Origin of the sequence: Mycobacterium shottsii, assembly GCF_010728525.1 — a bacterium.
GTDB lineage: Bacteria > Actinomycetota > Actinomycetes > Mycobacteriales > Mycobacteriaceae > Mycobacterium > Mycobacterium marinum.
On sequence record NZ_AP022572.1, the window covers coordinates 3457773 to 3471722 of the forward strand.

Sequence of the window (13950 nt, forward strand, 5' to 3'; positions counted from 1 at the left end):
TGCGGCAGTCGGATCGGCACCCAGATTGTCGGTTATCGCAAGAAACGTGCGGCGCTTCAGATTGATCTCAGGACCACGCGTTAACAATGGGGCCATGACCGATCGTTCGCGAACCGACCACACCGGCAATCGCCAGGTTGCGAGCCGCACGGACCAATTCAGTGTCGGCGCGCCGAGAGTGCTGGTGGTCGAGGATTCCGAGACCATCCGCGAAATGGTCAACGAGGCCCTGGCCGACGTCGGCTACCACACCGACACCCGCTCCGATGGAGAAGGACTGGAAGAAGTTCTGCAGGGCCTACGGCCCGACCTGGTGGTACTCGACGTGATGCTGCCGGGTCGGGACGGATTTGCCCTCATCGACGTCATCCGCGAGTGGGGCGATATCGGCATCGTCTTGATCACCGCCCGCGACGGTCTGCCCGACCGGCTGCGCGGTCTCGACGGAGGTGCCGACGACTATGTGGTCAAACCGTTCGAGCTCGCCGAACTCGTGTCGCGGGTGGGCGCGGTTCTGCGCCGCCGGGGTCGGCTGCCCCGGGTGGTTCAGGTCGGCGATCTGATGCTGGACAGCGAGGCTGGGGTCGCTGCACGCGACGGCCACCAGCTGGACCTGACCGCCACCGAACTCCGACTGCTCGACTTCCTGGTACAACAACGCGGCCGCATCGTGAGCGCCACGCAGATCCTCAATGCCGTGTGGGGCTACGACGCCTACGACGCCAACCTGGTGCAGGTGCATGTCAGCAGCTTGCGCCGCAAGCTCGAAGCGCATGGCCCACGAATTGTGCAGACCGTCCGAGGCATCGGCTACCGGTTGCAGCCGCCGAGGTCATGATGGCCGAGGAGCTCGAATCCCCGGGCGATCCCGAAACCCCCACACCGTCGCTGCAGCGACGGGTGATTCTGCTGGTGGTGGCCTTGCTGGCGGTGCTATTGGTGGTGCTGGGTGTGACCATCGACGTCAGCCTGGGCTTGCAGGCTCGGCGGAATCTGCACGATCTGCTGCTGGCGGCCACCTCGCGCGCCGACGCGCTGGCGTCGGTGGGCACCTCTCCGGAACTGATCGCCGCCGAGATCAACGGCGGCAGCGTGCGCGCGCTGCTGGTGACAGCCGATGGTGCTACCTACGGGGACCCCAACATCAGCCCGGACACCACCGCGGGCCCCGCCGTCCCGGCGCTGCCCGGCCCTCCGCCCCTGATTCCGCCCGGGGGGCACCAGGGTCCTCATGGCACCCCGCCGCCGCCTCCCCCTCCACCTGGGGGACCGCCGCCCGGACCGCCGCCGGATGCGACCGCCACGGCGGCGGTACACACCTTGCCGGATGGTTCGCGACTGATCCTGGTCGCCGACACCACGCAGACCACTCAAGTGACTCGCCAGCTGCGCCAGCTGATGATCGGTGCCGGGCTGGTGACCCTGGTAGTGGCGGCACTGCTACTGGTACTGGTCAGCCGGGCGGCATTGGCGCCGCTGGATCGGCTCGCGGCGTTGGCCAAGGACATCACCACCGGAGATCGCGGTCGCCGGCTGCGCCCAAGCCGCGCCGATACCGAACTCGGCCGGGCCGCGAGCGCTTTCGACGGAATGCTGGATGCGCTGGAAGACTCAGAGCTGCGTGCCCAGCAGGCCGCTACGGCCGCGCAGCGCGCCGAGAACGCGACGCGGCAGTTTCTCGTCGACGCCGCCCACGAACTGCGCACTCCGATCGCGGGGATGCAGGTCGCCGCCGAACAACTCGCCAGCAGCGCCGGGCAGCAGCAGGAAGATCCCGCAGCGCGCGGCCAGTACCGCCGCGCCAGTCTGCTGCTCTCTGATACGCGTCGCGCGGGACGGCTCGTCGCCGACATGCTGGATCTGAGCCGTATCGACGCGGGGCTGCCGCAGGACCGCCACGACATCGACCTGGCCGAGATCGTCGACGCCGAAAGCCAGCGAACCACGATGCTGGCGCCGCAGATCACCGTGACCCGGTCCGGGCTTGGCACGCTTACCGTTGCGGCCGACCCGACTCGGGTGGCGCAGATCCTGTCCAACTTGCTCGACAACGCGCGCAGGTACACCCCGGCCGGGGGAGCCATCGCCATCGATCTGGGGGCCGGCCAAGGAGTGGCCTCGGTGACCGTCACCGACACCGGCCCGGGCATCCCCGACAACGAGCGCAACCGAATCTTCGAGCGCTTGGTGCGCCTCGATGCCGCACGCACCCGCGACCATGGTGGTGCGGGCCTGGGTTTGCCGATCGCGCGGGCGCTGGCCCGGGCCCACGGGGGCGAGCTGGTTTGTCTACCGCACCAGGGCGGTGCACGATTCCGGCTCACCTTGCCGCTGGCCGTGGCCGGTGGCGTTGAGTGAACGCTCAGGGGGAACCCGATTCGGTGATGGCGGTCAGGCTCCACCGGTCCAGCCAGGGGCGCACCAGCTTGGCGATTGAGAATGTGGCCGGTGTCGAGCATCCGGGATGTGGGTCGTTGGCATGGCCGGCCCGAATGAGAATGCCGACCGCCACCGCGGTGCCATCGTCGTCCAGGCGGTAGACGGGGCCCCCGGAATCGCCGCATTCGCTGGCCACCAGAAAAGCCACCTTGCTCGCACTGATGTCGGTGACTTGCCCACATTCCGCTCGGCCCGTCTTCATCCCGAACTTGCAGAGCAGTTGCCCCACCTTCAGATCGGTGGCTATGCCGGTGACCGGAACAGCCGCCTTGATCGCCGGGGACTGCGGGATCTTTCCGGAATCCAGCGTGATCAGTCCGATGTCGTGGGCTTCCCCGCTGAGGCCCTCGCTGACCGACTGGCTGAAGGTACCGATGCTCACGTATCCGCCGCCCGTGGAGTAGTTGATGCTGACCTTGCGCGCTTCGCCTTCCTTATTGCAGTGGCCGGCGGTGAGTATCCCGGTCCGGCCGGCGTTGGTGCGTACCAAGAACCCAGCGGTGCAGCCCATTCCCCCTGACCCGTCGGTGTAGGTGACGGCGATGCCGGTGCCCGGGGCAATGGCACTGGCGCCTGGCAGGGCAACCAGTGGTCGCGCCATCGTGCTCTTGCTTGGCAGCCAGATAGCCGCGACGAATCCGGCCGCGCAGATCAGCGCGGCAATCGTCAGTCGCCCACCGTCGGACCGCCGCCGCTGCGGTGGCGCGGAGTAGGGCACATTCGTGCCGGCGAACATCTGCTCTTGTGTCTCGGGGTGCTGCCTGCGGCGCTGGCTCAGCACCGGCCAGGCTGCCACCGACAGACACAGCAGCGCTCCGGCCAACAACAACGCGGTGCGAGCCAGGGACGACGGCGAGCCCAGATTCGCGAGCGCGTGGGCACTGACGCCGACCATTGGGTAGATCTTTCAGGCAAAACGGTTTGAGATTCAATACCGGTCTACGACCGGCAGCTGACGGTCAGACGCCCAGCGGCTCGCAAGCCGGCTCGAGAACGGGTCCGTGGTCCGATGGCGCCTGGTGGCGATGGTGCCGTCGATATTGGCGGACCTCGAAGACCAGCCCGCTCATGCCCAGGGCCGCCGTGCATACCGACACCAGAACCAGCAATGGGCTGCCGTCACCGGCGAGCGCACTGCCCAGAATCACCACCGCGACGGTGCCGGGGAGCAAGCCCGCCAGCGTGGACAGCGTGTAGGGGACCTCCCGCACCGCCGATGCGCCGGCGCCATAGTTGAGCGCCGCAAACGGCACGGCGGGGATCAGCCGCAGCGACAAGATCGCCAGCCAGCCCCGTTCCCGCAGACGCTCATCGAGCCGGTCGACCGCACCGTGCGGCACCAGCCGGTTCAGCCGCCACCCGGCCGCGCGCACCAGCAGCAGCGCAATCACCGCGCTCGCCGTACTGGCCGTCACCGCAATCACGATGCCCAAGACCGGTCCGAACAGCAGGCCGCCGGCAACGGTGAATGCGGTACGGGGAAAGGGTGGCACCGTGACGACGATGTGGACCAGCAGAAACACTAGGGGTAACCATGGCCCCACCGATGATGCCCAGTCCCGCATCTGCACCGCGGTAGGCAGCGGAACCAGCAATGCCACCGCCACCAGTAGTGTGATTCCTGCCACGGTGCTGACCTTGCGCAGTCGTGACATCTGCCGTGCGGCCGTCCGGAGCGCGAGAGCGATGCCGCGCACCGTATCGGTGGTTTTGCACAGGACAGAGGCTGTCACAATCACCCAGAGTACGGGGCGAAGGTGAATATATCGTTTCTCCCGGCTGGCGTTTCTGGTCACACTGTGAGCGGTAAGGCTGCACCTGGTCACCTAGCCCCCGGCTCCAATCAACTAGCCTTATTAGTTTAGTGGCAGGCCAAGAGCAACCGGAAACAAAGTTGTCAATTGCTGCGTAAATAGGAGCAGTCGGTGTCCATTGATGTACCCGAGCTCGCCGAGCTAGAACAGGTTCGCGAGCGTTGGCGCAGTGCGGTCGCCGGTGTTCTTTCCAAGACCGCGCGGCCGGATTCTGCCGGGTTCGGCGATCAACCCGAACGGCTGCTGAACACTCCCACCTACGACGGAATCGCCATCCGGGCGCTCTACAGTGCCTTCGACGAGTTGCCGGAACCACCGCTGCCGGGCGAGTGGCCCTACGTCCGGGGCGGCGACGCGTTGCGCGACGTCAACTCGGGCTGGAAGGTCGTCGAGGCGGTACCGCAGCCGGATGCGTCCGTGGTGGACACCAACCAGGCGCTGCTGGGCATGTTGGGTGACGGTGTCAGCGCGCTGCTGGTCCGGGTGGGGGACCACGGCGTGGCGCCTGACCAGCTCGAAGGGCTGCTCGCGGGTGTGTATCTGAACCTGGCGCCGGTGATTGTGGATGCCGGTGCCCAGTACCGGGCGGCCAGCGAGGCGATGCTGCGGTTGGCGGCTGGGCTGGATACCGACCAGCGCGCGACGATGTCGATCGATCTGGGCGCCGATCCGTTGACCGCGACGCTGAGCGGGCGTCCCGCCCCCTCGATTGACGATGTACTCGCGATCGCGGGACGGGTGGCCGGTGATCGAGGCGTGCGCACGATCACGGTCGACGGGCCGGCGTTTCACAATCTGGGCGCGACTGCGGCCTGGGAACTCGCGGCCACCATTGGCGCGGCGGTGGCCTATCTCCGGCTGCTCACCGAATCCGGTCTCTCGATCGGCGACGCGCTGGCACAGATCGGCCTCCGGCTGGCCGCCGATGACGACCAGTTCATGACACTGGCCAAGATGCGAGCCGCGCGCCGGTTGTGGGCCCGGGTCGCCGAGGTCGCCGGTGACCCGGATGGCGTGGCGGCGACGTTGCACGCGGAGACTTCGCTGCCGATGATGACCCAACGCGACCCGTGGGTGAACATGCTGCGTTGCACGCTGGCCGCCTTCGGCGCGGGTGTCGGCGGTGCGGACACCGTGCTGGTTCATCCCTTCGATGTCGCGATTGCGGGTGGCTTTCCGGGTACGGCCACCAGCTTTGCGCGCCGGATCGCCCGCAATACCCAACTGTTGCTGTTGGAGGAGTCCCACGTGGGGCGCGTGTTGGACCCGGCCGGTGGGTCGTGGTTCGTCGAGGACCTCACCGAAGAACTGGCCCAACACGCCTGGCAGCATTTCCAGGCCATCGAGGCGCGTGGCGGATTTGCCAACGCCCATGACTACGTCGCCGTGCAGATCGCCGAGCTCGCCGCACGCCGCGCCGACGACATCGCGCATCGGCGGATCGCGATCACCGGGGTCAACGAATTTCCCAACCTCGACGAACCTGCTCTGTCGCAACCGGATCGCGGTTTCTCGCCCGACGGCTGCGGAAAGCTGTTGCGCTACGGCGCCGAATTCGAGACATTGCGCGATCGATCGGATGCCTACTTGTCCGACACCGGGGCGCGACCGCGGGCGCTGTTGCTGCCACTGGGTCCGCTGGCTGAACACAACATTCGGGCGACTTTCGCATCGAATCTCTTGGCCTCGGGTGGCGTCGAGGCGCTCAATCCGGGAACCGTCGACGCGCAAGGCGTCGCAACGGCGGTAGCTGAGGCGGGTTCGCCGACGGTCGCGGTCATCTGCGGCACCGACCGCCGTTATCGGGACGAGGCGCCCGCCGTGGTCGAGGCGGCAAGATCGGCCGGCATCTCCCGGGTCTACCTGGCCGGACCGCCGGGCGCACTGGACGAGGCGGTTGACGTCGCGAGTCGGCCTGACGAATTCTTGACCGCGAAAATCAATGCGGTGCAAGCCCTGTCCGATCTGCTCACGCGGTTGGGAGCGTAGCCACGATGACTACCACTGCATCGGCCATCGGCAGTTTCGCTGACGTACCACTTCATGGCGAGCGCGCTGTGGCGTCGGCCACCGAAGCGTCGGTGGAGAAACAAGTCGCAGCGACCGCTGCTGCGCACGGGTACGCAACCGATCAACTTCGATGGCAGACGCCGGAAGGTATTGAGGTCAAACCCGTTTACATCGGTGCCGACCGCAGGGCAGCGCAGGCCGACGGCTATCCGGTGAACAGCTTTCCTGGGGAGCCGCCCTATGTGCGGGGCCCGTATCCGACGATGTACGTCAACCAGCCATGGACCATTCGCCAGTACGCCGGCTTCTCCACCGCTGCCGACTCCAATGCGTTCTACCGTCGCAATCTGGCCGCTGGCCAGAAGGGGCTGTCCGTCGCCTTTGATCTGGCGACCCACCGCGGCTACGACTCCGATCACCCCCGTGTTCAGGGCGACGTTGGAATGGCGGGCGTAGCAATCGATTCCATTCTCGACATGAGGCAGTTATTCGACGGTATCGACCTATCGTCGGTCTCGGTGTCGATGACCATGAACGGCGCCGTGCTGCCGATCTTGGCGTTGTACGTGGTCGCGGCCGAGGAACAGGGCGTGTCGCCGGAGAAACTGGCCGGCACCATCCAAAACGACATCCTCAAAGAGTTCATGGTGCGCAACACCTACATCTATCCGCCCAAGCCGTCCATGCGGATCATCTCCGACATCTTCGCCTACACCAGCGTGAAAATGCCCAAGTTCAACTCCATCTCGATCTCCGGATATCACATCCAAGAAGCCGGAGCCACAGCGGATTTGGAGCTGGCATATACCCTTGCCGACGGTGTCGACTACATCAAAGCGGGCCTGGATGCGGGCCTGGACATCGATAAGTTCGCGCCCCGGCTGTCCTTCTTCTGGGGCATCGGGATGAACTTCTTCATGGAGGTCGCCAAACTGCGTGCCGGCCGGTTGTTGTGGAGTGAGCTGGTGGCGAAGTTCGAGCCGAAGAACTCCAAATCGCTGTCGCTGCGTACCCATTCGCAGACTTCAGGCTGGTCGCTGACGGCGCAGGACGTCTTCAACAACGTCGCCCGCACCTGTATCGAGGCGATGGCCGCCACCCAGGGGCACACCCAGTCGTTGCACACCAACGCACTCGACGAGGCGCTGGCGCTGCCCACCGACTTCTCCGCACGCATCGCGCGCAACACTCAGCTGCTGCTGCAGCAGGAGTCGGGTACCACGCGCCCGATTGACCCCTGGGCGGGCTCGTATTACGTGGAGTGGCTGACGCACCAGCTTGCGCAGCGGGCACGTGCTCACATCAACGAGGTTGCCGAACTCGGCGGCATGGCGGCGGCCATCAGCGAGGGGATTCCCAAGCTGCGCATCGAAGAGGCGGCCGCGCGCACCCAAGCGCGCATCGACTCCGGCCAGCAGCCGGTCATCGGGGTGAACAAGTACCAAGTCGACGAGGACCAGCAGATCGAGGTACTCAAGGTCGAAAACAGCCGGGTACGTGCCGAGCAGCTGGCCAAACTGCAAGAACTGCGGGCCGGCCGTGACCAGGCGGCGGTCGATGCCGCCCTGGCCGAGCTCACCCGCGCCGCCGCCGCCCACGGTCGGGCCGGCGATGACGGGTTGGGTAATAATCTGCTGGCGCTGGCCATCGACGCGGCCCGCGCCAAGGCCACCGTCGGAGAGATCTCCGATGCGCTGGAACAGGTGTATGGCCGCCATCAGGCGGAGATCCGCACCATCGCCGGCGTCTACCGGGACGAAGTTCAAGGAGGCGGCAACATCACCCCGCTTTCCAAAGCGACCGAGCTTGTCGAGAAGTTCGCCGAGGCGGACGGCCGTCGCCCCCGCATCCTGGTCGCCAAAATGGGCCAGGACGGCCACGACCGTGGCCAGAAGGTGATCGCGACGGCGTTTGCCGACATCGGGTTCGACGTGGACGTCGGCTCACTGTTCTCCACGCCCGAGGAGGTGGCCCGCGAGGCCGCCGACAACGACGTGCACGTCGTGGGCGTGTCGTCGCTGGCCGCTGGCCACCTGACGTTGGTGCCGGCGTTGCGGGACGCGCTGGCCAAGGTGGGACGGCCGGACATCATGATCGTGGTCGGTGGTGTCATCCCGCCGGGCGACTTCGACGAGTTGTACGCCGCCGGGGCCACGGCCATCTATCCGCCCGGCACCGTGATCGCCGACGCCGCCATCGGCCTGTTGCACAAGCTGGCCGAGCGGCTGGGATACCCGCTGGACTAGTGGCCGGTAAAACTACTCGCGTGAGTGTGACGCCATCGCGCATTCCGCCGCGCATCTGCACCAGGGCGTGTCCGATGAGGTGGGGCCGGTGACCTCCCCGGACGACGCCAAGGTCGAGCAACTGGCCGCCGCCGTGCGCAATGGCGACCGTGCCGCGCTGCCACGGGCGATCACGCTGCTGGAGTCCACCCGCGCCGACCATCGGCGGCAGGCCCAAGAGCTGTTGCTGGCACTGCTCCCCGAATCCGGGAAGGCCCATCGGGTGGGTATTACCGGCGTCCCGGGAGTGGGGAAGTCCACCACGATCGAGGCCCTGGGCATGTACCTCATCGAGCAGGGCCACAAGGTGGCCGTGCTGGCGGTGGACCCCTCGTCGACGCGTACCGGCGGATCGATTCTGGGCGACAAGACGCGGATGGCGCGGTTGGCAATGCACCCGGATGCCTACGTCCGGCCCTCTCCGACGTCGGGAACTCTGGGCGGCGTAGCAAAGGCAACGCGGGAATCGGTGGTGCTCTTGGAAGCCGCCGGCTTCGACGTGGTTCTGATCGAAACGGTCGGCGTCGGCCAGTCCGAAGTGGCCGTCGCAAACATGGTCGACACCTTCGTCTTGCTGACTCTGGCGCGCACCGGCGACCAACTACAGGGCATCAAGAAAGGTGTGCTGGAGCTGGCCGACATCGTGGTCGTGAACAAGGCCGATGGGGAACATCTGCGCGATGCGCGGTTGGCCGCCAGGGAGCTGTCCGGCGCTATCAGGCTGATCTACCCACGCGAAACAATCTGGCGGCCACCGGTTCTCACGATGAGCGCGGTGGAAGGAACCGGTCTGACACAGCTATGGGAAGCTGTCGAGCGCCATCACCAAGTGCTCACCGAGGCCGGTGAGTTCGAAGCGCGCCGACGCGAACAGCAAGTGGACTGGACATGGCAGATGGTGCGAGATGCGGTGCTGGACCGAGTGCTGTCCAACCCGGACGTGCGCAAGATCCGAGCCGACGTCGAGCGCCGGGTTCGGGCGGGGGAGCTGACTCCCGCTCTGGCCGCCCAGCAAATTTTGGATACCGCGCAGGCCTAACGGAATGGTAAATTAATTCCGGGTTTGACACTGGGCTCTATGAAATCCAAGTAAATTCAAGACGTGACGATAGACATCGGAGTCAATCGCCGCGCGGTTTCTTCCCACGGTGACCCTGACGCAGGCCATCGTGTATCCGGCGCTGCGGACTCTCAATTTGCGTGCGTCGTTCGAATGTTCTCCAGCATGTTTCCCGCTCGCCGGTTTGGTGGGGGAGCGTTGGCGGTCTACCTGGACGGCCAGCCCGTCGTGGATGTGTGGAAAGGGTGGGCGGACCGCAAGGGCGAGGTCCCATGGTCAGCGGACTCGGCCCCGATGGTGTTCTCGGCCACCAAGGGCATGGCCGCCACCGTGATCCACCGGCTTGCCGATCGGGGGCTGATCGATTACGAGGCGCCGGTCGCGCAGTACTGGCCGGAGTTCGCGGCCAACGGCAAGGAGAAACTCACCGTCCGCGAGGTGATGCGGCACGCGGCGGGCTTGTCGGGACTGCGCGGTGCCAGCCAGGAAGACCTGCTGGATCACGTCGTGATGGAGGAGCGGCTGGCGGCGGCGGCTCCGGGAAGGCTGCTCGGCAAACCGGCCTATCACGCGCTTACCTTCGGTTGGTTGATGTCCGGCCTGGCCAGGGCCGTGACCGGCAAGGACATGCGCGTCCTGTTCCGCGAGGAGCTCGCCGAGCCACTGGACACCGACGGTTTTCATCTGGGCCGGCCGCCGGCGGGCTCGCCCACGCAGGTCGCCCAGATCATCATGCCGCAGGACATCGCCGCCAACCCGCTGGTCACCTTTGCGGCGCACAAGATCGCCAACCAGTTCTCCAGCGGATTCCGTTCGATGTACTTTCCGGGCGTCATCGCGACGGTTCAGGGCGAAACCCCCATGCTGGACGCCGAGATTCCGGCCGCCAACGGAGTCGTCACCGCCCGCGCGCTGGCGCGGATGTACGGCGCGATCGCCAACGGCGGCGAGATTGACGGCACCCAGTTCCTGTCGCGGGAGCTGGTGGCGGGGCTGACCGGCGAGCGGCGGCTGCAGCCGGATCGCAATCTCTTCATGCCGATGGCTTTTCACCTGGGCTACCACAGTCTGCCCATCGGCAACGTGATGCCGGGGTTCGGTCACGTCGGGATGGGCGGGTCCGTCGGATGGACAGATCCGGAGACCGGCGTGGCGTTCGCGCTGGTGCACAATCGGCTGTTGACTCCGCTGGTGGCCACCGACCACGCCGGTTTCGTCGCCATCTATGCCCTGATCCGGCAGGCGGCCGCCAAGGCCCGCGAGCGTGGCTACCAGCCGGTCACGGGCATCGGGGCGCCGTACTCGGAGCCGGGAGCCGTCGCGGGCTGAGCCCAGGGGCGTTCGAGCGCTAAGAATCTTCGAGCCGGAAGCCCACCTTCATGGTCACCTGAAAGTGGCCGACGGCGCCGTCAACCAGATGGCCGCGCACTGATTCGACTTCGAACCAGTCCAGGGCGCGCATGGTCTGGGCGGCCCGGGTCAAACCGTTGCGGATTGCCGCGTCGACTCCGTCGGCCGAGCTTCCGACGATCTCGATTACCCGGTAGGTGTGATCGCTCATTTCGTCCCCTTATCTTTGAGTGTTGACGTCCTAAGAGGGTCCGAAGAATCATCTTGCGCCGGTGGTCGGCGCCGGATGAGGCCCGACACGCAGCTGGCTCGGTGCAAATGACCAAGCGCGTCCAGCGTCAGGGGCTGACGTGCATCTCGTAAAAGCGCAGCCGCGCCGTGGGCTTGCCCTGGCCCAGCGACCGGCTCCGGTCAACACCGATTGTGCGGGAGTCGATCTCGAGATTGGTGGCGCTGACGGAATCGGGCGTCTTGATCAGAAACGGCTCCGCGGCGTTGCCGGCGATGAGGCGATAGCCGACGCCGTCCAGGTTCACCGTGAAAGAGGTCAGGGGAACGAGCGATCCCATGAAAAGCCGGTCGATGAAGGTTGGCTCCAGATCAACGCCGACCAGGACGGCCACGTCGGGTCCGCTTGGTTTGGGCACCGTGACGGGCTTGCCGTCGTGGACAACGAGTTCTGAGATCGGGGTGAGCGGTCCGCACCGGGGCTGGGTATGGGTGAACAGCGCCCAATGGTCTTCCACCGCGCTGCGGCGGAAATCGCACAGCAGTGCGCGCGAATACAGCGGGTTCTCCTGCACGCCGAGCTGTCCGTTGATACCGGTGGCGGGCGAGGTCGCCGATCGCAGCGACAGGACGAACTGCGGCCCGGCCGCGAGCGTGTCGCGGTTTAGCTTGTCCAGCGCCGGTGTGTAGACCAAGTAGGTCTGGAATATCGGCGCCGGGTGCCACGCGAAGTCGTAGGCCCACACGGCTGAGGTTTCATCCGGGTCGATGTGAACCGGATCCGGCCCGATCGTCTTGAGGGTCTGCTGCATGAATAGGTGACATCTGATGTGTCTAGGTCCTGTCTGCTAATTGCGGACGCGGTGGTAGGTGATGATGGCGGCCAGGGTGGCACCGCCGAGGTAGGTCAGGGCGTATTTGTCGTAGCAGGTGGCGACCGCGCGCCAGTGTTTGAGCCGGTTGAAGCTTCGCTCGACGGTGTTGCGGTGCTTGTAAATTCGGCCTGAGAACCCCGGAGGCCGTCCTCTGTTGCGGCCTTTGGCTTTGCGGCGGGTGATCTGGTCGCTGCGCTCGGGGATGGTATGGGCGATCTTGAGCCGGCGCAGCTGTGCCCGCGTCGAGTCATAGGAGTACGCCTTGTCCGCCAGCAGGCGATACGGGGCGTATGAGTTGCTGCACCGGGCGGCCAGCAATGGCCAAAGCATCGGATTATCACCGGCTTGACCGGCCGACAGTGCCAGGGTGACCGGACTGCACAGCTGGTCGGTCAAGGCGTGGATCTTGGTAGTCAGCCCGCCGCGGGAACGCCCAATGGCGTGGTCATCGGGCTCATCGAGATATTTCTTGTAATTCGACAGATCCCCCTGTGCGGCGCCCGGAGCGCGCTCCGGCTGCGTGTCGGTGGGCGCGCACACTGGTCGAATCGACCGACAACAGTGCGCCCAGGTCGGCGTCCTCGGCGTCGAGGTCAGAGGCGATCGCCGCGAAGATCCGCGCGTAGATGCCATCGACCGACCAGCGTAGATGCCTCTCGGCCACCGATTGCCAGGGACCGAAGTGCTCGGGCAGGTCACACCACGGAGATCCCGTACGGTAACGCCAGATAATGCCCTCCAGAGTACGTCGATGATCGTTCCACGGCCGGCCACGCCGCCGCCCCGCAGGCAACACCGCCACGATCAGCGACCACAAATCATCAGAAATCGCATGCGTCCGCATCACCCAAACAGCATCAGCCAAAACACCATTCACATTAAGCAGACACGCCCTAGACCACGGTCACGCGAAATGCTTCGCTAGGAACTCTGACAGCGCCGGCAAAACCGGCTCGACACCGACGGATTCGGTGCGCCTGAACCGGGAGCTGGTCATGCCGCTACGCCGGCCCGATGACGTGCGCACCGAACGAGTTCATCGGTTCATCTGTGTCGTCGCTGGGCGGCACAGCGTGATTCATGTTCCGAGCATACGTTTTTGAGCGCGGAGTCGGATGCGATCTTGCTGTGCTTGGAGCAAACCATCTCCCGGACAACACCGTCCGGCGCGTACACATCGGCCCAGTCGAAAATCTCATCCACACTCAAGAGGCTGGAGTAGCCACACACGCGTACTGCAGAAAGACCCCATCGGCGAAGTGCCCCAGGCTCAAAGCGACGAACAACGCACCAAAAGGCCCCAGGAAAGGATTGATGCCTTTGATGCGTTGCATCGAAAACCCAGCGTCCTCAAACATTCGCACCATGCTGCTGCGGGTGAAGAAGCGCAGGTGCGTGCGGTCGAAGATGCCGAAATCCTCCTGCGGGAAGTCCCTTCGGAAAACTACTTTGCCCAGCGCGGGCAAGTAGCGGATGTTCGGGATCGAGGCGACAACGACGCCATCGGGCTTGAGTTTGGGTCTGAGCCGCTTGAGCGTGTCCAGCGGATCCACCAAGTGCTCCAACACGTCGTTACAGACGACCGCATCAAAGTAGTTGTCGGGTAGCTCGGCAATTCGGGTGCTGGCGTCGCCGGCAAGGACATGGTCGAGCAGTTCGCCGGCACGCTGGGCTGCCTCTTCGTTGTACTCGAGGCCCCATACTTCCGCGCCGGTGCTCTGCTTCACGATGGCACCGAACACGCCCTCACCACAACCGAGTTCGAGCACGCATTGCGCGTCGGCCGGTAGGAATCGCAACATCTCCGGCCGCTTGTGACCGTAGTACTCGGTGACGCTCGTTGTCTCCGGCAAGATACGCATGACTTATCCGTCCCGAAGGGCGAATAG

General features: G+C 65.6%; 11 protein-coding genes and 1 pseudogene. 6 read left to right on the forward strand and 6 right to left on the reverse strand.

Features of this window, described 5'->3' with window-relative positions:
- The first annotated feature begins 94 nt into the window (after positions 1-94).
- Together G6N41_RS15970 and G6N41_RS15975 are read left to right on the forward strand one after the other, a co-directional pair.
- A complete protein-coding gene (locus G6N41_RS15970; RefSeq protein ID WP_050674517.1) occupies positions 95-838 on the forward strand; it encodes a response regulator transcription factor in 744 nt (247 codons plus the stop codon).
- Positions 838-2358, forward strand: coding sequence for a HAMP domain-containing sensor histidine kinase (locus G6N41_RS15975; protein WP_198913337.1), 1521 nt, complete (start codon positions 838-840; stop codon positions 2356-2358). Before G6N41_RS15970 ends, G6N41_RS15975 begins: the two co-directional genes overlap by 1 nt.
- Before the next feature lie 4 nt (positions 2359-2362).
- Here G6N41_RS15975 and G6N41_RS15980 read toward each other — a convergent pair whose 3' ends face one another.
- Both G6N41_RS15980 and G6N41_RS15985 read right to left on the reverse strand, forming a co-directional pair.
- Positions 2363-3334, reverse strand: coding sequence for a S1 family peptidase (locus G6N41_RS15980; RefSeq protein WP_198913338.1), 972 nt, complete (start codon positions 3332-3334; stop codon positions 2363-2365).
- Positions 3335-3398: 64 nt separating this feature from the next.
- Complete coding sequence (locus G6N41_RS15985) at positions 3399-4172, reverse strand: TVP38/TMEM64 family protein (RefSeq protein ID WP_231608531.1); 774 nt, start codon at positions 4170-4172, stop codon at positions 3399-3401.
- 192 nt (positions 4173-4364) lie between these two features.
- On the opposite strand from G6N41_RS15985, the gene mutA reads away from it, so the two are divergent.
- The 4 genes from mutA to lipL all read left to right on the forward strand — a co-directional run bounded on the left by mutA (position 4365) and on the right by lipL (position 10937).
- On the forward strand, positions 4365-6242 hold the full coding sequence (gene mutA / locus G6N41_RS15990; protein ID WP_198913340.1) for a methylmalonyl-CoA mutase small subunit: 1878 nt from the start codon (positions 4365-4367) through the stop codon (positions 6240-6242).
- A 5-nt stretch (positions 6243-6247) separates the two neighbouring features.
- Positions 6248-8509, forward strand: a complete 2262-nt coding sequence (gene scpA, locus G6N41_RS15995) for a methylmalonyl-CoA mutase (RefSeq protein ID WP_198913341.1) — start codon at positions 6248-6250, stop codon at positions 8507-8509.
- Between the two features lie 88 nt (positions 8510-8597).
- A complete protein-coding gene (gene meaB / locus G6N41_RS16000) occupies positions 8598-9587 on the forward strand; it encodes a methylmalonyl Co-A mutase-associated GTPase MeaB (protein WP_036455852.1) in 990 nt (329 codons plus the stop codon).
- Positions 9588-9650: 63 nt separating this feature from the next.
- Complete coding sequence (lipL, locus tag G6N41_RS16005; RefSeq protein ID WP_036449818.1) at positions 9651-10937, forward strand: esterase/beta-lactamase LipL; 1287 nt, start codon at positions 9651-9653, stop codon at positions 10935-10937.
- Between the two features lie 19 nt (positions 10938-10956).
- On the opposite strand, the gene G6N41_RS16010 is transcribed toward lipL, so the two are convergent.
- The 4 genes and pseudogenes from G6N41_RS16010 to G6N41_RS16025 all read right to left on the reverse strand — a co-directional run bounded on the left by G6N41_RS16010 (position 10957) and on the right by G6N41_RS16025 (position 13923).
- On the reverse strand, positions 10957-11169 hold the full coding sequence (locus G6N41_RS16010) for a dodecin (RefSeq protein ID WP_011739649.1): 213 nt from the start codon (positions 11167-11169) through the stop codon (positions 10957-10959).
- Positions 11170-11296: 127 nt separating this feature from the next.
- On the reverse strand, positions 11297-11998 hold the full coding sequence (locus G6N41_RS16015; protein ID WP_231608532.1) for a hypothetical protein: 702 nt from the start codon (positions 11996-11998) through the stop codon (positions 11297-11299).
- A 36-nt stretch (positions 11999-12034) separates the two neighbouring features.
- Positions 12035-12908, reverse strand: a pseudogene (locus tag G6N41_RS16020) (IS5 family transposase).
- A gap of 358 nt (positions 12909-13266) precedes the next feature.
- On the reverse strand, positions 13267-13923 hold the full coding sequence (locus tag G6N41_RS16025) for a class I SAM-dependent methyltransferase (protein ID WP_012394089.1): 657 nt from the start codon (positions 13921-13923) through the stop codon (positions 13267-13269).
- Positions 13924-13950 lie beyond the last annotated feature (27 nt).

Bases quoted from the DNA above. Each gene is read 5' to 3' on its own strand.
- scpA (WP_198913341.1), top strand. From the start codon at position 6,248: ATGACTACCACTGCATCGGCCATCGGCAGTTTCGCTGACGTACCACTT.
- G6N41_RS16025 (WP_012394089.1), bottom strand. From the start codon at position 13,923: ATGCGTATCTTGCCGGAGACAACGAGCGTCACCGAGTACTACGGTCAC.
- G6N41_RS16010 (WP_011739649.1), bottom strand. From the start codon at position 11,169: ATGAGCGATCACACCTACCGGGTAATCGAGATCGTCGGAAGCTCGGCC.
- G6N41_RS15970 (WP_050674517.1), top strand. From the start codon at position 95: ATGACCGATCGTTCGCGAACCGACCACACCGGCAATCGCCAGGTTGCG.
- G6N41_RS15975 (WP_198913337.1), top strand. From the start codon at position 838: ATGGCCGAGGAGCTCGAATCCCCGGGCGATCCCGAAACCCCCACACCG.
- G6N41_RS15980 (WP_198913338.1), bottom strand. From the start codon at position 3,334: ATGGTCGGCGTCAGTGCCCACGCGCTCGCGAATCTGGGCTCGCCGTCG.
- G6N41_RS16015 (WP_231608532.1), bottom strand. From the start codon at position 11,998: ATGCAGCAGACCCTCAAGACGATCGGGCCGGATCCGGTTCACATCGAC.